The organism is Ekhidna lutea (assembly GCF_900188325.1).
Lineage (GTDB): Bacteria > Bacteroidota > Bacteroidia > Cytophagales > Cyclobacteriaceae > Ekhidna > Ekhidna lutea.
The window spans coordinates 253,683-279,062 of sequence record NZ_FZPD01000002.1; the positions used below are offsets into that span (position 1 = coordinate 253,683).

23 protein-coding genes are annotated in these 25,380 nt (G+C 40.5%); 6 read left to right on the top strand and 17 right to left on the bottom strand.

Annotated features, from left to right (window positions below; genetic code table 11):
* Positions 1-235: 235 nt before the first annotated feature.
* The 5 genes from CHB71_RS04985 to CHB71_RS05005 are packed head-to-tail and all read left to right on the top strand — an operon-like array spanning position 236 to position 5,399.
* Positions 236-433, top strand: coding sequence for a helix-turn-helix transcriptional regulator (locus CHB71_RS04985; RefSeq protein WP_089355801.1), 198 nt, complete (start codon positions 236-238; stop codon positions 431-433).
* On the top strand, positions 430-1,764 hold the full coding sequence (locus CHB71_RS04990; RefSeq protein WP_089355802.1) for a toll/interleukin-1 receptor domain-containing protein: 1,335 nt from the start codon (positions 430-432) through the stop codon (positions 1,762-1,764). Before CHB71_RS04985 ends, CHB71_RS04990 begins: the two co-directional genes overlap by 4 nt.
* Positions 1,761-3,278 carry an argonaute/piwi family protein gene (locus tag CHB71_RS04995; RefSeq protein ID WP_089355803.1) on the top strand — a complete coding sequence of 506 codons (1,518 nt, stop codon included), beginning with the start codon at positions 1,761-1,763 and terminating at the stop codon, positions 3,276-3,278. The genes CHB71_RS04990 and CHB71_RS04995 overlap by 4 nt, the downstream gene beginning before the upstream one ends.
* 17 nt (positions 3,279-3,295) lie before the next feature.
* Positions 3,296-4,687 carry a dGTP triphosphohydrolase gene (gene dgt / locus CHB71_RS05000; RefSeq protein ID WP_089355804.1) on the top strand — a complete coding sequence of 464 codons (1,392 nt, stop codon included), beginning with the start codon at positions 3,296-3,298 and terminating at the stop codon, positions 4,685-4,687.
* Entirely contained in the window at positions 4,671-5,399 is a 729-nt protein-coding gene (locus tag CHB71_RS05005) for a hypothetical protein (RefSeq protein WP_089355805.1), read from the top strand. The genes dgt and CHB71_RS05005 overlap by 17 nt, the downstream gene beginning before the upstream one ends.
* Before the next feature lie 839 nt (positions 5,400-6,238).
* Here the strand turns inward: CHB71_RS05005 and CHB71_RS05010 are convergent.
* From CHB71_RS05010 to CHB71_RS05080, 15 genes are all read right to left on the bottom strand, one after another.
* Complete coding sequence (locus CHB71_RS05010) at positions 6,239-7,591, bottom strand: DEAD/DEAH box helicase (RefSeq protein ID WP_089355806.1); 1,353 nt, start codon at positions 7,589-7,591, stop codon at positions 6,239-6,241.
* Between the two features lie 54 nt (positions 7,592-7,645).
* Positions 7,646-8,527 carry a sterol desaturase family protein gene (locus tag CHB71_RS05015; protein WP_089355807.1) on the bottom strand — a complete coding sequence of 294 codons (882 nt, stop codon included), beginning with the start codon at positions 8,525-8,527 and terminating at the stop codon, positions 7,646-7,648.
* 9 nt (positions 8,528-8,536) lie between these two features.
* Entirely contained in the window at positions 8,537-9,451 is a 915-nt protein-coding gene (locus CHB71_RS05020) for a sulfurtransferase (RefSeq protein ID WP_089355808.1), read from the bottom strand.
* Positions 9,438-9,896 (bottom strand): hypothetical protein, encoded by a 459-nt coding sequence (locus tag CHB71_RS05025; RefSeq protein WP_089355809.1) that lies wholly within the window; start codon positions 9,894-9,896, stop codon positions 9,438-9,440. The genes CHB71_RS05020 and CHB71_RS05025 overlap by 14 nt, the downstream gene beginning before the upstream one ends.
* An 8-nt stretch (positions 9,897-9,904) precedes the next feature.
* On the bottom strand, positions 9,905-11,128 hold the full coding sequence (locus CHB71_RS05030) for a sulfite oxidase (RefSeq protein WP_179213313.1): 1,224 nt from the start codon (positions 11,126-11,128) through the stop codon (positions 9,905-9,907).
* A gap of 194 nt (positions 11,129-11,322) precedes the next feature.
* Positions 11,323-11,736, bottom strand: a complete 414-nt coding sequence (locus CHB71_RS05035) for a YeeE/YedE family protein (RefSeq protein WP_089355810.1) — start codon at positions 11,734-11,736, stop codon at positions 11,323-11,325.
* A 10-nt stretch (positions 11,737-11,746) separates the two neighbouring features.
* The gene (locus tag CHB71_RS05040; RefSeq protein ID WP_089355811.1) at positions 11,747-12,307 is read right to left on the bottom strand and encodes a YeeE/YedE family protein; all 561 of its coding nucleotides are present in this window, start codon (positions 12,305-12,307) and stop codon (positions 11,747-11,749) included.
* A gap of 33 nt (positions 12,308-12,340) precedes the next feature.
* Positions 12,341-13,750 (bottom strand): MBL fold metallo-hydrolase, encoded by a 1,410-nt coding sequence (locus CHB71_RS05045; RefSeq protein WP_089355812.1) that lies wholly within the window; start codon positions 13,748-13,750, stop codon positions 12,341-12,343.
* A 59-nt stretch (positions 13,751-13,809) separates the two neighbouring features.
* Positions 13,810-15,531, bottom strand: coding sequence for a SulP family inorganic anion transporter (locus tag CHB71_RS05050; RefSeq protein ID WP_089355813.1), 1,722 nt, complete (start codon positions 15,529-15,531; stop codon positions 13,810-13,812).
* Positions 15,532-15,591: 60 nt separating this feature from the next.
* A complete protein-coding gene (locus CHB71_RS05055) occupies positions 15,592-16,212 on the bottom strand; it encodes a Crp/Fnr family transcriptional regulator (RefSeq protein WP_089355814.1) in 621 nt (206 codons plus the stop codon).
* A gap of 64 nt (positions 16,213-16,276) precedes the next feature.
* A complete protein-coding gene (locus CHB71_RS05060; RefSeq protein ID WP_089355815.1) occupies positions 16,277-17,422 on the bottom strand; it encodes a tetratricopeptide repeat protein in 1,146 nt (381 codons plus the stop codon).
* 14 nt (positions 17,423-17,436) lie between these two features.
* Positions 17,437-19,980: a DNA gyrase subunit A gene (gene gyrA, locus CHB71_RS05065; protein ID WP_089355816.1), complete on the bottom strand. Its 2,544-nt coding sequence runs from the start codon at positions 19,978-19,980 to the stop codon at positions 17,437-17,439.
* A 107-nt stretch (positions 19,981-20,087) separates the two neighbouring features.
* Positions 20,088-21,179, bottom strand: coding sequence for a hypothetical protein (locus tag CHB71_RS05070; RefSeq protein WP_089355817.1), 1,092 nt, complete (start codon positions 21,177-21,179; stop codon positions 20,088-20,090).
* A gap of 92 nt (positions 21,180-21,271) precedes the next feature.
* On the bottom strand, positions 21,272-22,222 hold the full coding sequence (locus CHB71_RS05075) for an FKBP-type peptidyl-prolyl cis-trans isomerase (protein ID WP_144017334.1): 951 nt from the start codon (positions 22,220-22,222) through the stop codon (positions 21,272-21,274).
* Between the two features lie 31 nt (positions 22,223-22,253).
* Positions 22,254-22,865: a hypothetical protein gene (locus CHB71_RS05080; protein ID WP_089355819.1), complete on the bottom strand. Its 612-nt coding sequence runs from the start codon at positions 22,863-22,865 to the stop codon at positions 22,254-22,256.
* A gap of 108 nt (positions 22,866-22,973) precedes the next feature.
* On the opposite strand from CHB71_RS05080, the gene CHB71_RS05085 reads away from it, so the two are divergent.
* Positions 22,974-23,267 (top strand): thiamine-binding protein, encoded by a 294-nt coding sequence (locus tag CHB71_RS05085; RefSeq protein WP_089355820.1) that lies wholly within the window; start codon positions 22,974-22,976, stop codon positions 23,265-23,267.
* Here CHB71_RS05085 and CHB71_RS05090 read toward each other — a convergent pair whose 3' ends face one another.
* Positions 23,268-24,662 carry a COG3014 family protein gene (locus CHB71_RS05090; RefSeq protein WP_089355821.1) on the bottom strand — a complete coding sequence of 465 codons (1,395 nt, stop codon included), beginning with the start codon at positions 24,660-24,662 and terminating at the stop codon, positions 23,268-23,270.
* A 108-nt stretch (positions 24,663-24,770) separates the two neighbouring features.
* Complete coding sequence (locus tag CHB71_RS05095; protein WP_089355822.1) at positions 24,771-25,355, bottom strand: penicillin-binding protein activator LpoB; 585 nt, start codon at positions 25,353-25,355, stop codon at positions 24,771-24,773.
* Positions 25,356-25,380 lie beyond the last annotated feature (25 nt).

Genomic DNA, 25,380 nt, shown 5'->3' on the forward strand with positions numbered 1-25,380 from the left:
AGAGCTAAATGCCATTTCATACTTTTTTGAAGGAAGGGAAATAGAGCTTTTCAAATGGGTAGGGGATACATAGTCCTTTGACATCTTGGGTTTAGCCGTGGTGGCTTTAGCAAATGGTAAATGTGTGAGACTTAAGCGCAGGCCAATTATTCGCATCATAAAATATTTATATCTCATTCAGTGAGATGATTCTATTTCATTTCGTTATCTTGGACTTACATCAATTTAAGAGCTAATGAACAGGATTAAAGAAGTCCTAGACTCCAAGGGTATCAAGCAAACTTGGTTAGCTGATAAACTGGATAAAAGCTATAACATGGTCAATTCCTATGTGCAAAATAGGAGACAACCTAGTGTAGAGGACTTGTATAGAATTGCGAAAATCTTAGATGTGAGTGTTAAGGATTTGTTAGTTGACAACAAAGTAAAATGAGACAAACGATATTCATTAGTCATGCGGCACCAGAGGATAATGAATTTACTCGTTGGCTAAGCTTACAGCTAATTGGATTAGGGTATTCAGTTTGGAGTGATGTATTAAAGTTAAAAGGCGGTGAAGATTGGTGGCCGCAAATCGAAAATGAAATAAGAGAAAATACGATAAAATTGCTCATAGTACTTTCTAGTGATTCTAATAACCGAGAAGGTGTTTTAAAGGAGTTAGCTGTTGGTCAAAAAGTAAAAAAGCAACTGAATGATTCTCAATTCATCATACCCTTGCACATTGACAGTAGCCTTTCTTACGATGATGTTAATATTGAATTAAATCGCCTTAATTCAATCAACTTCAAGAAGTCTTGGGCAGATGGATTGCAGAGAGTGGTTGAGTTGTTTGAGGATCAATCCGTGCCTAAATCAGAAATTGATTACAATCGAGTTAATGAATTATGGCAAACAATTAGTTTGCATGATAAACATCCAGTCGAAAAAGAAGAGGTCTATTTTTCGAATTGGTTTCCAATTCTTAAGCTTCCTAAAAAGCTCAATTTTCACCGATTTAACTATGCGATTCCGAGAGGATTTGATGTGAGAACCTTGCCTTTTCCAGCCATAAAGTACAAGAACTGTTTAGTTTCTTTCGCATGGTGTTATGACTTCATGGAAGAACTGCCTAAAACCGTAACTTATAATCAAGCAGATACCGAACAAGTAGATACTGAAGAAATATTAAGTGGTGATTATGGAAATAGATTTATTTCAAATTCTGAGTCAAAAAGGTTAATAATACAGTTACTTAATAAAGGTTTCGATAAGTCTGTTTTAGGAAAGGAAGTGGCGAAATATGATATGTCGAATAAAACTTCTTTTTGGATAAAGAAGGGAGTTTTAGAGAAGGATAAAATTGATAGAATTCAACTTGTAGGAAAACAAAAAGACAAAAACTGGCACTTTGGTATTTCTGGAAACGTAAAGATGTTTCCCGAGAGATGCTTTGTTATTAATTCTCATATCTGGTTTACGTCTGATGGTCAAGAATTAATTCAAGAAGCTAGTAAGCAACATTCAGCTCGAAGAAAGCAAGGGAAGAATTGGTGGAATAATGATTGGAGAAATAAGACCCTTGCTTTTATGAAATACTTAAGAGACGATGATGAATCATTTCATCTTATCCTAGGTAGTGAAGAGAGGGCTGAAGTATCAATAACACCAATAATGTTTGAAAGTCCAGTTTCATATATTGATCCGAACAAAGCCAATTTGCCCGAAGAAGATGGAACATATGAGGAAGAAGATGAGATTGAATTAAATAATAATGAGGAATGAAAAAGGACTTAATTAGAATCAAAGAACCTCAAATATTATTTGGATTCAATCAAAAAATAGAAGACCCTAGGGATGGTCTAACACTGTTTGGACCCATCGAGAATAATATACCATATGGAATAATGAATGGTGTTGTAGGTACCAAAGAAAGTCTAGCCAAATTTCAATCCTTTATTGAATCTCTTCAAAAACCGATAAGTAATGCTAATACTGTTACAAGACCATTTTTCCCTGGGTTCGAAGCTGTTTTTAGGTCAAAATGGAATTCTAAAAAGGTCATATTCAAGGAAGTGACCAATGAAGAAATTGGCAAACATTTATACAATGAAGACACTCATACTAGGACTTATGAATTGGTTACATTGTTTACTGAAAAGATTATTGAGGCAGTAGAAAACGAGGATGCTAAAGCTGATGTATGGTTTGTAATAATTCCTGATCAGATATATAGTTATTGTCGTCCGAATTCTTCTTTGCCTAAAGAATTAGTTGAAATAAAAAGAAAAACAAAGAAGTCAACAGCTAAAAAAATGTTGAATACAGGTATGTCAAGTCTTTTTGACATTATCAATGAAGAAAACGAACCCTTCAAGCATGATGCACATTTTCATCATCAATTAAAGGCTCGCCTTTTACATAGAGCTATACCCACTCAAATACTAAGAGAAAGTACAATTGATTGGAGAAACTTCACAAAATCAAATGGAATGTTCCTTCGAGACTTTTCTAAAATTGAAGGTCACCTAGCTTGGTCATTATCAACAGCGGCTTTTTATAAAACTGGTGGAAGACCATGGAAGCTTGCCGATATTAGAGAAGGAGTTTGTTACATAGGTTTAGTTTATAAAAAGGATGAAAGAAGTGGCAATACCAGAAATGCTTGTTGCGCTGCTCAAATGTTCTTAGACAGTGGTGACGGAACAGTTTTTAGAGGAGCGGTTGGACCTTGGTATAATGACTCAACTAAAGAATATCACTTAAATAGAGCTAAGGCGAAAGAACTCATATCTATTGCTCTTGAAACCTATATTGAAAAAAAGGGTGTACCTCCAAAGGAACTATTTATACATGCAAAAACACGGTTTAACAATGAGGAATGGGTTGGCTTTTCAGATGCAGTACCAGAGTCAACCAATCTAGTAGGAATTTCAATTAATGATAGGAAGCCATTGAAGATTTTTCGACCTGATAGTGATTTTCCAATGATAAGAGGTTTGGCTTATATACAGAGTGAAAGATCTGGTTTTTTATGGACTAAAGGCTATGTTCCGCGGTTACAAACTTCACTGTCTATGGAAGTTCCCAATCCACTTTTCATTGAAATTTCAAAAGGAGAATCGGATATCAAAGTCGTTCTCGATGATATACTAGCTTTGACTAAACTCAACTATAATGCTTGTATCTACGGTGATGGAGTACCTGTCACTTTGAGATTTGCTGATGCAATAGGAGAGATTTTGACGGCAAGTCCGATTGAAAATACTCCTCCATTAGCATTTAAATATTATATATAAAATCTAAACTTAATTATATGAACTGGAAGCAATTTTTAAATGCAGAAAGAGACAGGCCCTCTGAAAGAGAACAAGACAGAAAGGTTGATCCCAGAAATGAATTTGAAAGTGATTTCGGCAGAGTGATTTTTAGTCCAGCTACAAGGAGAATGCATGATAAGACTCAAGTCTTTCCATTAACCACTGATGATAATATTCATTCACGCCTGACTCACTCAATGGAGGTAATGGCTATCGGACATTCGCTAGGATTGAGGGTGGTTGAAAATGATGATTTTCTTGAAAAGACAAAATTACCAAAAGACGAAATTCATCGAGATATTCCTGTTATTCTCAAGAACGCTTGTCTTGTTCATGACATTGGGAATCCACCTTTTGGACATTTTGGAGAAACGGTTATATCATCATATTTCAAAAGATTTTTCAACTACGATAAAGAAAGCAACTCATTTGGGAAGGTTGATCCAAACATTGCCAAATTGAGGTTGTCTGATGACGAGAAAAAGGATTTCACTTTGTTTGATGGAAATGCACAGGGCCTAAGAGTGCTAACCAAATTACAGGTGTTAAATGACGATAAAGGTCTCAATTTGACATATGCAACACTTGGTGCTTTCATAAAGTACCCAAATTACGGCGATCCAATAAAAGGAAATCTACCTTACAAGAAGAGAGGTGTTTTTCAATCTGAAATAAACATTTTTAAACAGGTTGTTGATGAATGTGGGTTAGAAAAAGATAACGAAGTAATGAGGCACCCCTTAGCGTTTTTAATGGAAGCGGCCGACTCAATTTGTTACTTAGTGATGGATCTTGAGGACAGTTTTAATAAAGGTTGGTATAGTTATAAATTTATCGCTGGGAAACTAAAAGGCGTGAGTCAGAGCATTGATGATAAGCTTGAGAAACTTGAAAGGAAGGAAGTGGGACTGGGATCGGAAATCACCAAGATGGTGAAACTGAGGATTCATTTGATTTCTGAATTGGTTAAAGTAGCAGTTAAAAATTTTGTTGACAATTTGGAACTTATATGTGCAGGACAGTACAAAAATGAATTAATTCACGATGATCCAAATAAGTTAGCGGACACGTTAGCTGACTTTTCTTACGATCACATTTTCCCTAAAAGAGAAATTCAGCAACTTGAATTAACTGGCCATTCAGTAATAACCGGATTGTTAGACTACTATATAGACTTTATCTTTTTCAATTCTGGTGATTACAGGAAACGAGCTGAAGGAATTCTATCGAATAGTTTGAAAAGAGCGGCTATGATTGAAAATAAAGTTGACAAGTTTGAGGATATAAGTGACTACTATAAGTTACGGACGATTGTGGATTACATTAGCGGAATGACAGATCAGTTTGCATTGAACCAATACCAAAAATTGAGTGGCCAGAAAATATGAGAACATAGAGAATAAAATCAAATCGAGTGAACAGCCGTTCTATCGATTTCTTCATGATGCCTTAGAAGGGGAGATGTTCGATTTTCTTATTAATCTTTCCAGTCACACAAATGTTTACATATTCAGCGGAATCATTAGAAACTACTTTCTACACAATTATTTAGTAAGAGATGTTGATGTGATAGTAGATTCAGATGAAACAGTCAGGCAGCTATTGGGCAACCACAAATACATAATAAATTCGTTTGGTGGATACAAATTAAAGCTGGGAAAGAAGAATCTGGATTTATGGAGAATTGACAATACTTGGGGACTTAAAAGGGTTCCTAAAATGTTTGATGTAGATCTCCAAACTTTTATTCCATCTACCGCATTCTTTAATTTTTCTTCAATCATTTATTCAATTAATGATAAACAGTTCATCTATACTGAAGACTTTTTAAGTTTTCTTCATAGTAAGACATTAGACTATGTGTTTTCCCCAAATCTCAATCAGGAGCTATGTATTGTTAACACGGTTTATTACTCTGAAAAATACAAGCTGAAAATTGGAAATAGGTTGTTAAAACTTATTCGAGCTTGGCATTTGGAAGGTGGTAGAGACTATAAACAAGTACAATTGAAGCATTTCGGAGAAGTCTTGTTTTCAAATCAGAAAATTGATTCAATGCTGAATTCTAGAAAGAAAGTTGATAACAATTATGTTAAATAGAATCTATTAAGCGCTGGCTCGCCAAAATACCCGGGCGTGGGTCGGAATGTGCGGTTGATAGGTGATTATTTTGGCTAGATTTTTTGCTTCCTTTTTTATCAATGAAAAAAGGAAGTGCCTGCCCGGCATGAGGGCATTAAGCGAACACCATACGAAAGCCAATCAATCAATTTGTGAGCTAATCGATCTACGATACGGTGGGTCGGGAAAACACAAGTGTTTTGACAGGCGGTTCTTAATCGCTGAGAATTCAATATTTGAGACAATCTCGTATTTTGGTTCAGAATACTTCAAAATAACGAATCACACAGCCTGGCAAATCTGTTGTGTGTGCGGTTGGAGAAAAACTCTTGCGGGTTGGCCAAAAAGAAAAATTATTAGGCGCTCAGGATCAGCGGTTGGTGCGAGAAGGATTCGTGCGCTGGCCTGAGCGGCTACTTAATATAACGTCTAATTATATAACAACATTCTTAGAAGCAGAATCTAAAAACATAAACTTTAGGAGCACTAAACGTCAATACTCGCCGGCCTTGATGGCGGCTTAGCATAATATAGAATTATATAATCAATGGGATCTAGCAGTGGCCGTGATTTGCTTTAACATTTGAGAGCAGGATTAAGGTTACCGTGATTTGCCTTAACATAAGATCTGTACCGATATACAACTCAGCCGCGCTAGAGCCAACACACAGTTATATATCTGATCTTATGTGTAAATGCTCGTAAAACTCGCATTACGGCAAATCACTAGTATTGTTATATAATTTATATTATGTTAAATAGAAATATAGAAAACCTGCCCTATGGTATTGATTTGGACTTAATGAGAAACTACTGTATTACTTCCGCTTCTTACGGTTTTGATTCTTGTCACCACGTGTCAGTGGCTTCTTGTACTTCTTAGCGAGCTTGCGGCGGTACGAACCTCCCAGATTCGTTTTCTTATTCTTGTCCTTCTTCTCGTGTGTGGCCTCTCCTTTTGGTTCGTTAGAGCGCAACTTATGAGATAACTCCTTCTGCTTGTCCTTTGGTCGTTCCTCTGGCAGAAGTTCATTCGATCGTTCTACTTCTTCAGGAAATGGTTCTTCAGCAATCGCAATCTTCATCAGCTTTTCGATGGCTACCTTCTGTTCTGTTTCTTTTTCTGTGTACAGTAAAATGGATGAGCCTTCTTTCTCTGCACGCCCGGTACGGCCAATCCGATGCATGTAGTTTTCCGGATAGATCGGCACATCCATATTCACCACATGGCTCACGTCTGTAAGATCCAATCCCCGGGCAATAACGTCAGTAGCAATCAAGATGCGTTTCTTTCCTTCATTGAATGCTTCCAGCGATCGTTGACGGTAATTCTGGCTTTTGTTGCTGTGGATGATGCACAGGTCTTTCTCGTACGTTTCCTCCATCTCCTCGTATAGCCGATCGGCGTTTCGTTTGCTGGAAACAAACACCAATACTTTAGGGAATGCTTTAGCAGAAACCAATAAATGCTTGACCAGCTCTACTTTCGTATAGAAGTTTGGCGCTTTATACGCTACTTGTGTGATATTCTCCAGCGGCGTACCACTCAGAGCGATCGTGATTTTTTCCGGTTGGCTGAAGTAATCATCGATCAGCTCGTCCACTTCTTCGGTCATGGTGGCTGAAAACATGATGTGCTGGCGCCTTGTTGGCAGCATATCAAAGATATTCGTCAACTGAAATCGAAAGCCTAAGTCCAACAGCACATCCACTTCATCGATTACGACCTTTTTTACGCTTTTAAGCGACAGTGATTTGTGCAATACCAGGTCATACAGTCGTCCGGGCGTACCCACTAAAACGTCCATTCCTGCTACGACCGCTGGTTTTTGCGTGTTGATGTTTTTACCTCCATGCACGCCAAGCACACGGATGTTCATGTAGGTAGTCAGTGATTCCAACTGTTCTACCACCTGCCCTACAAGCTCTCTTGTTGGGACGATGATCAGCACTCTTGGAGGTATTTCTTTCGAAAATTTCAGGTCTCTGAGCAGCGGTAAAAGGTATGCGAAGGTCTTCCCTGTTCCTGTTTGAGAGATTCCTACCAGGTCCTTCCCTGATCGTATGGCGTTATAGGCCTGCTCCTGGATGGGCGTTGGTGTGTGAAAGCCCAGATCTTCCAATGCGTGTTGGAGAGAATTGGAAAGGTCTAGGTGCTCAAAGTTGTTCATGGAGTGGGAATTTGCGCAAAAGTACGGAATCCCAGCTTTGCATTCGTTCCCTGACTATTCAGATTGTTTTTTTCCAAATCCATGTAGGTTCTGTTCTGCAAAATTTTTCGGAAATTTTTCTACCCCCGGGAAGCCCAGTTTGATGTCTTTGCCATCATGTGGGATGTAGTTTGTCTTAAACAGGTAGTCCCACAGGCTGAGCGTAAGCCCAAAATTCACTCCGTACCTACGTTCCTTTGGTAAGTGATACGAATGGTGCCAGATATGCATCTGAGGGTTATTGAAGATGTACTTTAAAGCTCCGAGGTTGAGTTTGAAGTTGCTGTGGTTGAAATGACCCACAGCCAGAGTGAATATGTGAATGATGAAGAAGTCTCTTAATCCGATCCCGATCAGTGCCAATGGAATGTACTCGATCGTACGATAAACTACGTTTTCCATCCAGTGGTAACGTAGATGCGCCGCAAATCCCATTTGTTCCACCGAATGATGCACTTTATGAAACTCCCAAAGGAAATCAACCCGGTGCAGCAGCCTGTGCGTCCACCACTGCACAAAATCACGAACCACAAAGCCTATCAGTAAGTGTGACCACATGGGCCAGCTCATCACCTCAAAAGCCAAAAGATTGGTGATTCCGATGGATTCAAGTAAACCATTGAAGAAGTTTACTACAACGTTGGAGGCGGCATTGTAGATAATCAGCGAAAACAGGAAGAAATTGAAAAACATGTAGAAAAAATCCAGCCAGAAATCCTTGCGAAACCGTGGTTGGTTTTCCCGCCATGGACGTATCAATTCCAGTCCATAAAAGAACCCTGAAACCCCTATTAACCAGTAAAAGTAGTTGTGCCAGCTGGGGGTTTTAATTTCGCTCCACAGGTAGTTGGCGTACCCCTGATAGCTTTCGATGATGATGTTGATATACTCTTCCATGGCTTGTTTCTAATTAACTAATTCCTGCTGAAAATGATTTGTCCATTCCACCCATGAACCATCATAATTGGTAACATTTTTTCTTCCTAATAATTCTGTCAACACAAAATACGTATGCGTGGATCGTACCCCTGAATGACAATACGTAACGGCTAATAGATCATTATTAAGTACTTTATTGTAAATTTTTTGCAATTCTGCTGATTCTTTGAATCGGTAGCTGGTTTGATCCACGGCCTCCATCCAGTCGATGTGAATGCTCCCGGGAATATGGCCTGCCCATTGGGCTCCTTGCTTTAAGGTTAGGCCTTCATGCTCTTCCTTTGAGCGTGTATCCAGGACCACCACCTGGTTTTGGCTGATCATATCAGATAGATCCGCCACCAATATGTTGTCGGATGTTTGTGCTATCGCTTGTTCAGGAAATTTGAAATCACCCTGCGGTCTGTCGGCAATGACGCTTGTCAGTGAATCTACCTGAGACCATGCCTGTGTGCCACCATTCAGGATGGCCATTCGGTCATGACCATAATGCTTAAGCACCCACCACAGTCGGGTTGCCTCACACGATCCTCGGTTGTCATACAGTATCAAAAAAGCATCCGCTGAAACGCCTTTTCTCTGCAGAACTGTTTCCAGTATTTCCCGCTCCGGCATCATTCCGTCGTAGTTAAATGAAGGATTATTAAGTGCTGAACGCCAGAGGTTTATGGCGTTTGGTAAATGGCCTTTCATGAAATCATCGGGACGTTGCAGGTCCAGTAAGACAAGGCTGTCCTGATCAATGATCGCTCGCAATTCATCCGCTTCTATCAGGTACTTAGTTACTACTGGCAACTCGGTCCCCACATCCTTTACGGATTGATTACATCCTGCACCCAGGCAAAGGACGACCCATACACTTATGTAGCTATTCCATTTCATACCATTCTATGTTTTCTAATCGTGCCCTTCTGCCCTTTTTTTGTGGGGCATAGTTGGCGGCCAGGTAGTTAATAATTGGTGCCTCCTGATCCCCCAGATCCCAAAGATTTTGCGTCTCCTGCATCCACTGGATAGTGCTCTGCCATCCGGTTTTGGTCATGCGGTTTTGTGTTATCAGCTTAGATGAGTGGCAGGTTGTACAGTTTTGTATCACCAAATCCAATCCTTCCCCTTCTACAAGCCCGGTCCGCACATGTACCCCATTCACAATTTCCGGTGCTTCTACCCTTTCAGCTGCTACCGTACGGTCGTTGTTAAATTCCTTTTTGAGTAGATTATAGCCCATATCCATCACAAGCACCAATAGCAGAATCAATGAAAATATGGCTGCTTTCAGTATGACAACCACCTGCTTGAGAATCCGAATATATTGCTTGTTGTCCATAATAAATGCTAACCTACCTTGATTGCAATCCGGTGACAGGCATTGTTGAGGTATCCTTTGGGATTCCAGCCGGGAACCAGCATCGGTTGCATATTACCCTCGGAATCGGTTGCTCTTGCCCATATTTCATAATACCCATCCTTAGGAAAGGAGACATTGCCACTCCAGTGCTGCCAGGCCAATCGGTTTGCAGCCGCTTGTAACTCACACTTTTGCCAGGTAACTCCAAAATCGATGGAATAATGAACGACTGATACGTTTAGCTCTCCCGCCCATGCATGTCCCCGAATAGCTAATGATTTTTTGGTCCCCAGCATCGCTCCGGACTTTGGATAAGTGATGAGTGACTTAACAGGCATGGACTCAATGATGCACATGTTTTCATCAAGCACTTTCTCTCCGGGCGCGACTGGTTCGCAGGGCACTCTATAGGAGCTGCCTTCCATCTTGGCACCATCGTGTACCTTGTTTCTGATGCTTAACCGATGCAGCCACTTTCCTGAAGCGGAAGCCGGCCAGCCACCTGCCACCAGCCTAAGTGGAAAACCATGAACCAGGGGTATGTCCTCACCATTCATCTCATACGCGATCAGAGTCTCTTCCATCATTGCTTTGCTGATGGGCACTCCTCTGGATATGGGGTTCTTATCCGGACTGCCACTCAGGTGCATGTCTTTTCCATAGTAACCGACATAGATGGCATCCTCCTTCACTCCTACGTCCTTGAGTAGGTCGCTGAGTCTGACGCCACCCCAGCTGGCACAGGAGACCGCACCGATCGACCACTGATTGCCTTTTGCCGGCGGGTCAAATTCGTTCCGACCATTACCGCCGCATTCCAGCGTCAATTGGTACGTGTGCTTTGGAAAGCTTTTGAGATCTGCTAATGTATATGTTTTGGTTGTTAGCGCCGATTCACCATCAATCGTTAAGGTCCACTGATCTGTTTGTATATCCTGAGGAATCAATCCATTATTCCTCACGAACATTCGGGAAGCCGGGGTGACCTTGTCATCTAATATGTGGGCCTGTGCTTCCGCATTCCATGGCTTGTCGTTGAGCACGACCATGGCCGGATCTTTACTGAATTTGTTGTGAAAATCATTCTGATCGAGAATGAGCGGGATGTAATCTTTGGGTAGCCATTTACCAAAAACAATGGGAGCTCCAATGATCCCGGAGAATGCCGCAAGGGTACTCTTTTTAATGAATTGTCTTCTACTTGAACTCAAAATGCAATTGTTAAATCATAAAGCTAGTCGGAACTTGCTTATATAAATGTAACAATTGTTACCAAGGCTCAGGAATGGTGTGGCCCTTCGTCTTTGAAGATGTAACGGACAAAAAGAATGATTCCGACCAGCGTCAGAAGTAGTAGAATTTTAAGTAACATGGCTGTAAGTTACTATTGGAAACTAACCTACTCCTAATGTGGTAAATGATTCTTCAGTATTCCGTATACATAGGTTCCAAGAGTTGCAGATGCAATAGCAACCAGCATAACACTTACACCATTCCCTACCAACGTAAACAAGGGTCCCGGACAAGCGCCTGTCAGTGCCCAGCCAAAACCAAAAATAATTCCACCAACCAGGTATCTCACGACACTTTTTTCCTTTGGTTCAATGGTAATGGGATTACCTTCTATCGACTTAATTTGCTTTCGTTTGATGATTTGAATAATGATGATGCCCAAAACGACTGCTGATCCTATCACACCATACATATGAAAGGACTGGAATCGAAACATTTCATAGATGCGATACCAGGAAATCACTTCTGCTTTTGTAAGCGTGATACCAAAGAGGATTCCAAAGAATAAAAACTTAATGAATTTCATATGCTTGTGCTTACAGGTTTAACAAAAAAGGTGTGACAAAATAGGTAATAGCCAGTCCTCCAATGAAGAAGCCAATCACCGCAATCAGCGAAGGCAGTTGCAGATCGCTGAGTCCACTAATGGCATGTCCGGATGTGCATCCTCCGGCATATCGTGCGCCGAATCCAACCAAAAATCCACCTAAAATAACAGCTATTAACCCCTTAATTGTCAGCAGGTTATCCCAGCTAAATAATTCTGATGGTACCATGCTCTGTCCGGGGTTGATAACCCCCATGTTTTCGAGCTCGGCAATGGTTTGCTGGGAAATGTTTACCCCATCTGCACCCATCCATTGATTGGCGATAAAGCCTCCTGCAATCAGACCAACAGCAAAAATCAGGTTCCAGCTTTGTGCTTTCCAGTTGAAATCGAAGAACTCACAGTGCTTTCCTGCTCCCATGATGGAGCACATACTTCTGAGGTTGCTACTGAGCCCAAATCGCTTTCCACTCAATAAGAGACTCAGCATAATAAAGGCAATAAGTGGTCCTGCCACGTACCACGGCCATGGTTGGCTAATAAATTCCATATTTTTTTGATTTAAATGTGCCTTAACTAAGTGCTATTTCAGCGTCGTTGGGCATACAAAGTTTGTTGTTGGGATATCAGTTTCTTTGATGGCCTTATAGCCACCTGCTATATCCACCAGGTTATGAAAGCCTCTGGATTTCAGAATAGATGAAGCAATCACCGATCGGTATCCACCTGCGCAGTGAATGTGATAGGTTTTGTTTTCATCAATTTTGTCCATCTGCTCACTTATAAAGTCCAATGGGATGCTCTCCGCATCTTCTACATGTTCAGCTTCAAATTCTCCGGGCTTGCGGACATCCATTACATGGAGATCTCCTCCTTTATGGCGTTCTGCAAACTCACTCGCCGGAATGGATTCCATGTCCTGCACTTCTTTCCCTGCTGCCTGCCATGCTTCCATTCCACCTTTCAGATAGCCAAGGGTGTTGTCATAGCCCACACGTGAAAGTCGTGTGACTACTTCCTCTTCTCTCCCTTCAGGTGCAAGGAATACAATTGGTTGCTGTAGATCAGGAATTAAAGCACCAACCCACGGCGCAAAGCCGCCATCAATTCCGATAAAAATGGAGTTAGGGATGTGACCTTTAATAAAGTCTTTCTGATGACGAGTGTCTAGCACCAAAGCCCCTTCATGATTGGCCATCGCCTCGAATGTTTCAACATCCAATGGCACATTTCCTTTTTCGAGTACTTTGTCCAATCCTACTGCTCCTGATTTATTCATGGCTACATTCTGAGCGAAATATTGTGGCGGAGGCAATAATCCATCTGTTACCTCTTTGATAAACTCTTCTTTGGTCATATCCGCTCGCAAGGCATAATTATTCTTCTTTTGGTTGCCTAATAGATCATGTGTCTCCTTGCTCATATTTTTACCGCATGCAGAGCCGGCTCCATGTGCCGGATAGACGATCACATCATCCGGAAGTGTCATGATTTTAGCTCTCAGGCTATCATAAAGCATTCCTGCCAGGTCTTCTTGTGTCATGCTTCCTTTTTGTGCTAAATCCGGGCGGCCTACATCACCTATGAAAAGGGTGTCTCCACTAAAAATGGCATGCTCCTTCCCTGCTTCGTCAAACAACAGATAGGTCGTGCTTTCCATTGTATGACCAGGGGTGTGAAGTGCTTTGATTGTGATTTTTCCAAGCTTAAATTCTTCACCATCCTGTGCCTGATGTACATCATACTTAGGATTTGCATTGGGGCCGTATACAATTGTAGCACCGGATTTTTCAGCCAGATCTACATGGCCTGATACAAAATCGGCATGAAAGTGAGTCTCAAAAACAAATTTGATTTTCGCTCCCTCTTTCTCAGCTTTCTTCAGGTAAGGAGCTGATTCTCTTAGCGGATCAATAATGGCCGCTTCTCCTTCACTCTCAATGTAGTATGCGCCTTGTGCAAGGCATCCGGTATATATCTGTTCAATGTTCATATCTGAATGATTTACAACACAAAAGTACGAAGCTTTTATGGTCGGGTTTGTAACATTTGTTACGTTTTGATATTGGTTTGAAGTGTCACTTTCTTGTACGGGTCTTTGGCATTGGTCAAGGCATTTTCTACTGCCTCACTCAAGCTCAAAAACAAATTTTTCTTTCCGATGACTTTCGTTAACCCTGTTTGTTTCATGGTGTCACGCACTGGGCCTATGATGTCGCATAAAACCAGCCTCACTCCTTTTTGGTTCAGCTCGTCCAGGATGTCGTGCAAGCCGTCAGCAGCTGTTGCGTCCAGGTGACTGACAGGCCCGGCATCAATGATAATTTCCCTGATCTTGCTGTCAGCTGAAATGAGGTGTTGAATGTACTCCCTGATCTCCTGGATATTGATGAAACTTAGCGGTGCATCTATACGCAAAATAGCCAGCTCCTCCCAGGTTTCCAGGTCATGAAAGCGGGTGATGTTTCGAAATTCGTGGTGACCTTTGATTCTGCCCAGACGTGCAATATGCGGATAAGCCGACCGATACAGAAAGAGTAAAATCGAGAGAATAATTCCGGTGACAATACCGATGACCATACCAATGTTTAAGGTCACCAAAAATGTAAATAATAGTACCAGAAACTCTTTTTTGCTATCGTGCCAGAGCTTTTTGGCATAGCCCCAGTCAAAAAGGTTACTTACCGCTACCATGATGATGGCTGCCAGAATAGCATGTGGAAGATAGTAGAATAATGGCGTGAGGAAAATAAGCGTCAATGCAACCAAAGCAGCACTGATGATAGCAGCCAGCGGAGTATTGGCGCCTGCTTGCTGATTAACTGCGGTTCGTGAAAAACCACCTGTTACCGGGTAGGATTGAAAAAGTGATCCGATCAGATTGGCTGCTCCCAGTCCGATAAGCTCCTGGTTTGGTATTACTTTGTAGTCTCTTTTCTTAGCTTCAACTGCTTTAGCAACTGAAAAAGCTTCCATAAAAGCTACCACAGAAATGGTGAATGCGAGTGGAAGCACTTCTCCAAAGCGGCCAAGTGAAAAATCAGGTATAGTAAAGGCTGGCAGCCCATCTGGGATGGTTTGCAGGATACTTACACCAGCTTCTTCGAGGCTTAAAAAATATACGACAAAGGTGCCTAGAACAACAGCTATCAGAGCTCCCGGTACATTCTTATGAATTCTTTTGAGTGATTTTATCACGACAATTCCGCCCACACCAATCAACAAAGTGAATAGGTGTGTTTCATCTATTTTATCGAGCGCATTAATAATGACTTCATAAAAGCGATTGCTTTTTACTATATCGGTACCCAGTAGGTATTTCAATTGATTAAAGCCTATAATTAATGCAGCAGCTGAGGTAAACCCACTGATCACGGGTTTAGATAGTAAATTGGTAATGAATCCCAATCGAAAAATGCCCAGCAGAAATTGAAACGCACCCATGAAGAAGGCCAGCAAAATGGCAAAAGCAATGTAAGTGTCTGTTCCTTCGGTAGCTAGCACTGAAACACCAGCCGCCACAAGTAAGGAATCCATCGCTACGGGTCCTACAGCCAGCTGTCTGGAAGTACCGAGTATGGCATAAATCACTTGCGGGACGATAGAGGCATATAGCCCGTAAACCGGAGGAAGTCCGGCGATCAGGGCATAGGCCATGCCCTGTGGTATAAGCATAATGCCAACAGTAGCACCGGCAAAAAGATCACCGCTTAGTTGTGCTTTCTTATAAGATGGTAGCCATTGCAGAATGGGGAAATAATGCTTGATGCTCATAATTGCCTCAAAAGTAGCAGCCCCCAAGATAGTGCCTTGTAACTTTTGTTACATGCCTGACTAAAGAATTTCAATACAATTTCTTCGTTGGATTATTTTTTCCTCACGCTCCAACTTTTTTAAGAGCCTGGAAACGACAACTCGTGAAGTACTTAGTTCATTGGCTATTTCCTGATGTGTTTTGTTTATTTCAAATGATTCGGTGGCTTGTTTGGTGTCAAGGAGGTACTTATATAGCCGCTCTTCCATATTTGTAAACACCAGACTATCAATGGTTTGCATCAGTTCATCAAAGCGAGTTTGATAGGCTTGAAACACATATCTTCTAAATGAAGGATACTTAGAAACCCACCGATCCAGATTGGAGCTTGGAATCATCCAGATTTCTACATCTGTTTCAGCTACTACTTTTACTTCTGAAGGCTTTCGCTCCATACAGCAGGTGATAGACATTGCACAGGTTTCTCCCTTTTCCAGGTAATACAGTAATACTTCACTTCCGCTTTCCTCTTTACGGTACACTTTAAGCACACCATTTAATACAAATGGTATGTCACTTTTATCTAACCCTGAGGCGATCACATAATCGTTCTTTTTAACCGTTTTCAGATAACCAGTTTCATTGATTTCCTGAATGAGTTGCGGCTCAAAGTCCGTTTGATAGAAGGTTTCATCAATCATTGCCACGTAACAAAAAAAGCCGATCAAAAGATCGGCTTAGTTAAAAATTTATTGGGGGATAAGATTAGTTTCCGCCCATTGCGTCAAGCTCATCCTGAATTTTGTTGTACTTGTCTTTCATACCAAGACTATTGTAGATGTAACCAAGTGTTTCAAGCACTGTTTGATCGGAGCTGTTTAGCGAGTAAAGTTTTTCCCAGATAGGAAGAGCTTTCTCTAGCTCAACGTTGATTTTCTTAGTTAACTCATTGCTTTTCTTTTCTTCTTTATAGCTAAGAGCATTTCGTTCCTTGATTAATTCATTCGCTTCATTAAAGACTGCCACACCCAGGTTGAAGTTTGAGTTGTAGTGATCAGGATCAACTTCCAAAGCATCTCTATAACTTTTAAGCGCACCCTCTTTATCGCCAAGCTCTTCTTTTAAAACACCTAAGCTGAAAAGTAGATCAGCATTTTGAGGGTCTGCTTCAATCGCTTTTTCAAGTTCTGCTTTTGCATCTTCAGTTTTTTCCAGCTGTATCAAAAGATTGATTTCATATTTAGCAAAATCGATATCATCAGGATATGCTTCTTTACCTTTTCTTATTACATCAAGCGCTTCTTCCATTCGCTCATCTTTCACAGCATAATTGTAAAGCTGTAGAAATACAGTTTTGTCTCTCACTCCAGCATCGTAAGATTTCTTGAAATTTTCTTCAGCTCTCTTAGTGTCGCCTCCTGCTACAGCAGCATAAGCAGCATTTAGGATGGCGTTTGTATCCGTTGGGTTAATGAAATATGCGGTCTCAAAGTTGTCAGCCGCAGTTTCAAAAGACTCAGCATTATAATCTGCAATCGCCTGATTATAATAATAGGCGTAGTAACCTTGTCTTTTGGTGTCCACGTTTTCTATACCCACTCCTGTGAAAGAAGAAATCTTCTTCTGCTCCGGATCTAATTCAATGGCTTTATCAAATGCTTTTAGTGATTCTTCTAAGGCACCTTCTTCATTATTGGCCGTATCAAGTGCTGCATAAATCTGACCTCTGAAATACCATGTTTCAGGATCATCTTTGGTTTTTTCATGCTCAATTGCTGCATCAATGATTGACTTTGCCTCTGCTAGTTCGCCATCTTCCATGGCAGACATTGCCTGATTTATTTTAGGCTTTTTCTGCGAGTATCCTACTACACAAATAGCCGCTAACAATAAGGTTAATAATGTTCTCATTATACTTTTTTTAGTTATTCGTTATCCTTTTGGTTTTCATTTTGATCGGAAGCAGAGTTTTCTTCACCCCCATCTTCCTCATTATCATTCCCGATATTAGAAATTTTCTCTACCGCTGATATTTCGTCCTCATCATTCAGCTTTATGAGACGAACACCTTGAGTGGCTCTTCCCATTACTCTAAGATTATCAACTGACATCCGAATGGCAATACCTGAACGATTTATAATCATCAACTCATCACCGTCTATTACATCTTTAATAGCTACGAGCTGTCCTGTTTTATCCGTTACATTGAGGGTCTTCACCCCCTTACCACCTCGTTTGGTGATTCGATAATCTTCAAGGTCAGATCGCTTGCCGTATCCTTTCTCCGATACTACAAGCAGATTTGGTGGGTTTTTATAGTCTACACAAACCATACCAACTACAAATTCCTTGTCCGTAATGTTGATTCCCTTAACTCCTGCAGCCATTCTACCCATAGATCTTACGTCCTTCTCATGGAAGTTGATTGCCTTGCCAGTATTACTCGCAATTACAATGTGACTGTCACCGTCGGTCAACCTTACATTCAGGAGCTTATCATTTTCTCTGATAGTGATGGCGTTGATCCCATTTTTTCTTGGTCTGCTATATGCTTCGAGAGAGGTCTTTTTGATCACTCCTCTTTGCGTACACATTACCAAGAAGTTGTTATTAATATAATCCGGATCTTCCAATGTTTTCACATTGATTACTGATCGTACTTTATCTTCAGATTCAATATTGATCAGGTTCTGGATTGGACGTCCTTTTGATGCCTTGCTTCCTTCCGGAAGTTCCCAAACTTTTTTCCAGAATACTTTCCCGAACTCTGTAAATATCAATAAGTAGTTGTGTGCTGAAGCAATAAACAGGTGCTCTGTGAAGTCATCATCTTTTGATGTTGCTGCACGGCTTCCTACGCCACCTCTGCCCTGCGTTCTATATTCAATTAGCGGAGTTCGTTTAATGTATCCCTGATGTGAAATGGTAATCACCATGTCTTCATCAGGAATCATGTCTTCCGCTGTAAATTCATCTGCACTGTGTTGGATATCGGAGCGTCTTTCATCTCCATATCGTTCCTTCATTTCAAGTAACTCATCCTTGATGATCTGCATACGTCTGCCTTCATCTCCAAGAATTTCGTTCAGCTCCTTGATCAAAGCCTGAATTTCTTCGTATTCTTTCTGGATTTTATCTCTTTCAAGACCTGTCAACCTTTGCAAACGCATATCCAGAATAGCTTTTGCCTGAATCTCTGAGAGACTAAACTTCTCTATCAATCCGATTCGAGCCTCATCCGGATCCTTAGAAGATCTGATTAGGTTAATGACTTCATCCAGATTATCAAGCGCGATAAGATATCCTTCAAGGATATGCGCTCTGCGTTCAGCCTCATCCAGCTCATACTGGGTTCTTCTAACAACCACTTCATGTCTGTGGTCAACAAAATGAACAATTAAATCCTTGAGGTTAAGGGTTTTAGGTCTCCCTTTTACAAGTGCTACATTATTCACACTAAATGACGACTGAAGTGCTGTTTGCTTGTAGAGATTATTGAGAACAATGTTTGGAATGGCATCCTTTTTTAGATCATAAACCACTCTCATTCCTTGCTTATCAGACTCATCTCTGATGTCTACTATCCCTTCAATCTTCTTTTCATTGATGAGTGCAGCGGTCTTCTCGATCATTGTCGCCTTATTCACCTGATAAGGAATTTCCGTTACAATAATTTGCTCACGACCAGTACTGGTAGTGTCAAACTCGGCTTTTGCACGAAGCACCACTCTACCTCTTCCCGTCTCAAACGCTGCTCTTACGCCCTGATATCCATAAATGGTAGCGCCAGTTGGAAAATCAGGAGCTGTAACGTGCTCCATGAGTCCTTCAATTGTGATTTCATTGTCTTCAATGTAGGCGATGGTTCCATTTACTACCTCTGTGAGATTATGTGGCGCCATGTTGGTTGCCATACCTACGGCAATACCGCTGGCTCCATTGACTAATAAATTCGGGATCTTTGAAGGAAGTACACTTGGTTCTTCTGTACTGTCGTCATAGTTAGGAACATAGGTCACTGTATTCTTTCGAATATCAGCCAATAGTTCCTCAGAAATTCTTCTAAGACGAGCCTCAGTGTAACGCATGGCTGCTGGTGAGTCACCGTCAACAGAACCGAAATTACCTTGTCCATCTACTAATGGATATCGCATAGACCAATCCTGGGCCATACGCACCATGGTGTCGTATACTGCTGTATCACCGTGTGGGTGGTACTTACCAAGCACATCCCCGACGATTCTAGCACACTTTTTATAAGATTTATTGTAATTAACTCCCAGCTCATCCATTCCGTAGAGGATACGTCTGTGAACCGGTTTTAATCCATCTCTTACATCAGGAAGAGCTCTTGAAATGATTACACTCATCGAATAATCGATGTATGCACCACGCATCTCCTCTTCAATATTTATTGGGATAATATTCTCTTCTGATGAGGATAGATTATCGATATCTCCGTCTGCCATTTATGCTTATTTGGGTTAGCCAAAAATCAACCCGCAATTTAGGAAAAATATAGGTGAAATCATCAGGTTTTCGAAAACAGAATTTTCCTCTTTAACGTATATGAACGCTAATTTTTGGTTGGATTAAGCTTGCGCTTGTTCTTACGTTTATATCTCCACAATTTTCGATGGTTTTCTCCAACTTTTGGATTCTGTCTTTTATGAATTGGCTGCCCCCTCACCTCCATCTTCTGACCTGTGACAGGATGCCTGTAGACATGCTTTAATTGCACATGATCGCTCTTCATTGGTGACCTGGGAATGTCAGGGATATTAATGCTAATACCAGCCTGTATGGAGAAGGTTGGGTACTTGTGTGAAACCGCTGCTCCGTCGGGTAGATTTACTGTATAAGATTTGAAATCTACACTTGGTCTTATAATAACCCTAAAGTACTCCGACCAATTATTTTCTATGCTTACTCCAATGTTGGTATATAGTCCACGAGATATTGCTCCACTGTTGAATTGACTACCAGCTGTTACCTTTCCAACTTGCAGTTCCGCTACAAAATCATAGCTCCAAAACTGATAGAATCTATATCCAACCAATCCAAACAAACGGGAATATCGAGTTCTTACTGTGTTAGGTACATAATTTCTAACCTGATCACCAAAAGCAGTTGGTTCCAGGCTTCTTAAGAAATGGAATTCATAAGAGTAGCCCCCACCAATCCTGAAACCATCAAAATTATAATGGATACTTAATGTAATGGGTATACCCCGGGAGGCTCCTTTGAATCCAAAGTCTGTGGTGTCTGTGTTGATAAGAAATGTTTGATCTCCTAAAGCAGGATTGTAGACCGGGTTTTCCAGATAATCAAATGGCACATCAAATGGATTTTCTAACGAAGTTTCAAATCCTGGTTGTGGATCATTTAACCAATCGGTGTAGCCGGAAAATGAACTCCCTAGGTTTTCTATTCCATTAGAAAAAATGAACTGGTTTTCAGCTTCCTGATAGAAATAAACACCTTCTAATTTGTGAGAATAGTTCGTGATTGCTAATCCGGTTGTAGCTGTAATGCTAAACTTATTAAGAAATACCATTGCAGGATTCCGATAGATGTCGTATTTCTCATAGATATCCTGAGCAATGGAGACACAGCTTATTAGGCTGAGTACAAGATGGAGTCCGTATCGTTTAAATGCAGCGAGCAAATCCTTTCAAAATTACATGGTATCTATGATATGGTTGCTATAGAAGCTTTTATGAGATTCTTAGGCTTATTCAGCTATCCTTTCCAATAATTTTAGTCTAATCGTGTAATTTCAAATAATAATGTTTGATATGGAGCAATCCTTAAAACATAATCAGGAATGATATTATCTTCCACCAAATCAGCATCTATGAAATCCGGAATGATTAGTGCGCTTTCCTGGTAACCTTGAGAAGATGGAATCATGATTAATGCCTCTTCTCCAGTCTGCATTAAAGAAACGCCAAATTCAAAGCCTGAGAGGATATCACGAGGCTCTCCTGATTGAAAAAACCATTGAAAATCAGTATCGCTACCAAAAGCTGTATCGTCAATAAACCTTCCTGTATAATCAACGATAATGGTATCACCTGGCGATGGCAATGGCCCCACTCCAACACTTCGTCTTTTGTATGCAATTCCGGAAGGAAAATGTTCAGTTGAATCTGATGGGTTGATTGCAAGGCTGTCTAAAAAATTATCGTCAATGTACTGCTGGATATCCATCTGTTCCTGTGCAAACAATGTGGGTTCGTCATGAACTGCTGTCAGGTGAATCTGTAAATGAGCTATTAGATTGGGATTAATGGCTCCTGAAGATAAGTCCGTATAAGCCTGATCTGGCGGTAATATGAAATTATATATCTCCCCTTCTCGCATGAGTGATATTCCACCATCAATACCAATTGGATATATGGCTGAAGCGCCTATTTTAAATAAAAGTGAGTCACCATCGACTCTTTGATGGCTGGCAATAATATTCCCCTCCAAATCAGAAAGTATATAATAAATAGCAGCTACTCTACCTGTAGCAGCTTGTGTTCCTGTGGGATTTAGGGAGTCTGCATAGTAATAGATGCCTGAGTTTTCTTCCCTTGTTGCAATAACACCTGTTGAATCTAACCACAGCTGAATTTGCTCATCTGCAGTAGCTGTTGCTATATCATCATTTCGACACGCAATGAGTAAACTACCAAATACGATAATAGCTATGCACCTTTTCACTAATACCAACAACGTCTTAGCACTAAATAGATTATTTAAAAGTCTTACAAAACATTTTAAATACGGACATATGATTCAGCTCTAGTTTTTCTCCAATTAATAGCATACGCTCATATTCTGATTTGCCGATCTTATGATTTTTGTTGATGATGTCTTCATCATTTTCCAGAAAAAAGCTGGCAATGAACCGTATAAGAAGATATGGTGAGTGCAATACTGCCTCACGGTAGTCATGGTAATTCAGCTCCTGACTCTCATCGAAAGGTTTAAGGTTCATTGTATCTAGCCCACATGTCACTTTTATGGTCATTTTGAGCACATCAAAGATTTTGTCCTGCCAGTTGTAATAATTTTTAATTAAAAACTTCATTGCATACACCACTGGGTCTTTCTTCATAAAATAGCCCCCTTTAGAAAGTTTTCTGGCTTTCTTATTTAAAGCCATCTCCTCAAAGAGGCTTATTTTTCCATCAGCCATTGCTATTCCTATGGTTGGCGTCATGATGATAAGCGAAAAGAAATCTTCATCACTTATCTCCAGATATGGTGCTTCTGTTTTTAGAAATTCCTTTTTCAAAGCAACGGTCGCTGCTTTTACTTCAGGATATTCAATCATTGATTCTATTTCGTACTCGGTGAACATGCCAGGGTTGGTTAAAATATGTGACCTCAAAATAAAGCCTTTTAACTAAATAGGGAAAAGTGCGGGCCTATTAATTGTAAGAATTATTTTCGCCAAAAACTCACACACATGACAGATAAAGATATTCAACTTGCTATTCAAGTCGTTCCATTGGAAAGAGACGGTGACACCTATCAAAAAATTGATGCGGCAATTGACGTAATTCAACGCTCTGGAGTACAGTATATGATAACCCCAATGGAGACCGTGATGCAAGGCCCTTACGAAAAGCTTCAGGAAGTCGCCAGAGATGCTCAAGAGGCATTGGTAGCTGCAGGATGCAAGGAGTTTTTAGTAAACATCAAAATGCATGTGCGTCTTGATGAACATGTAACCATGGAGGAGAAACGATTAGATAGATAATTAAAAAGAAATCTCGCTTTCCAGTGACTGATACGTTTGAAACTGAGTCTCTCCTTTTTCGCCTGCAAAGACGAAACTTTGCTCAGATTTGCCTCTAGGTCCTTCAGTAATCAGCTTAACATTATTTTCTCCCTCTTTGAGTGGGACTCTGGTATAATGGATGCTATGAGGAATGGTTTGCCAGTTTCGAGTGTCCGCTTGCTCGGAAGCGAAGTTCATAATCCCAACTAAAAAGCCGATTGTTTCATCTTCTTTCCTCACTTCTTTTTCAATAGTTTTCTTTAGGGCAACCCGTAACAATCCCTTTCCTAATTCTTCTAACATTCGTTCTCTAAGGGTCTTGAACGCTATGGCATTGAGGTCTTCTGCTTTCTCTACGGGATAGAAATAATTATCAAGCTCAAGGCTTGCAGATTGGAAAAATGGCTCACGCTCTACGTACTTAGGAAATGCAACTCGAGTTCCTGTAATGTCTGTAATACTTGCATTACCATCTTCGCCTGTATCATAAAAGAATGGGAAGTTTAAGCCATACTCATCATTCTGGAAGATGATCTGTCCTCCAGACCCTTTGATTGCAACAAAATTGATAGACCATTCGTCTTTGACTGGCGCCAAACCATTATGCCAAAAGAAAACTAGTTCGCCTCCTTCAGAGGCTGGTTGTGAAGTATATGACATGCCAAACTCCTGACTGTACTGATCAACTTCACTTTGAAAACCAGCCAGCGTTCCTGTTCGTAGCAGGTCCTTCTTCAACTGTTCCGGAGCGGATAATCCAAACATCTCCGCATATTCATTTTGATAAATATTCAATGAATTGCGATAAGCAATAAAAGCGTTGTTATAATCTCCTGATGCATCATAAATGATTCCCATTAAGTTGTTAATGAAGGCATCCTTTTGATATTTATTTTCCGACCTGTATTTATCACCAAGCTCTAGAAGCCGTTGGTTTAAACGTCTGCATTCAACCAAAGCAGATTCATAGTCCTTCATTTTCAGGAAGTTGAGTGCTTTGTAATAAAGCAATATCAAATGCTCGTGATCTTCCCCGGGATAAACAATCAGGTTAGGATTCAAAAAATAGGAAGCTGCAAAATTCAAATAGTTTTTCTGGTAGTCTTCTCCGAAAATGTATGCCTGCTCCAGCCATTCATTGCTAGCCTCGTAATTCCCAAGCAGGTGCTCTACAACACCTTGGTTGGCATAATAAAGGAATCGGGTTTTGCTTTTGGCTGCTCGCTTATTTTGATCGAGTATACTGGCAGCTTCTTCTATATTTCCTTCCTCAAAGTTTTTATTGAACTCATAGTTAATCTGATAGAACGAAGCGCAACCGCTTGTAATCAGTAGAATAATAACAAAATTCAAAAAGGCTTTTCGAAAAGACATGAAGATGGTGATATTACTAAGTTCTGATTCTGAGGTTTAGAGCTACAAGTCAGGATTACTTTTTTGCATCGTGACCAGAAACTCTAAACCTTAAACAGCCAACCTGTATTAGTTCTTAATATACTTTTTGATCTCCTTATCTCCCAGCCAAACTTTTTCGTTGGTTTCAATGTCAACGAGCTCAAGGTTTACTTTGTAATTCACCACTTTTTCTTTCTTATAACTATCCGTTACTGCAGTGATTACACCAAACATCATAAAGTCAGCACCGAGTTCTTTTCCCCACTTGGCTTGCGTTTCAGGAGATGCAAACTCTCCCTGCTCTGCTCTTTCTTCTCTTAGTTTTTCTCTGAATACAGAATTAGAAACAACACGCACAAACCCTGAGTTGATAAACTCACGCTCTATGTCTTTGATAAATGTTTCTGATTCAATGTGCTCAGTACTTTTGTTTTGTACATAGCCTACGATAACAACCGGCTTTCGATCGTTTTCAATTTTAAAATTATTGTGCCAAGGTCTGCCTGTAACATCCTGGATCATTTCCTCTGCTACCAGCTTAGAGTCGGTATCATTCCAACGACCACTTAGGTCTACCTGTTGATCCGGATTAATTCGGGTCACCTGCCTGTTACACGATGACAAGACAACAACGGCAAGCAGTATCATGGAGAATTGAGTGATTCTATTCATTTCTTTTTTAATTATGGTGAAACAA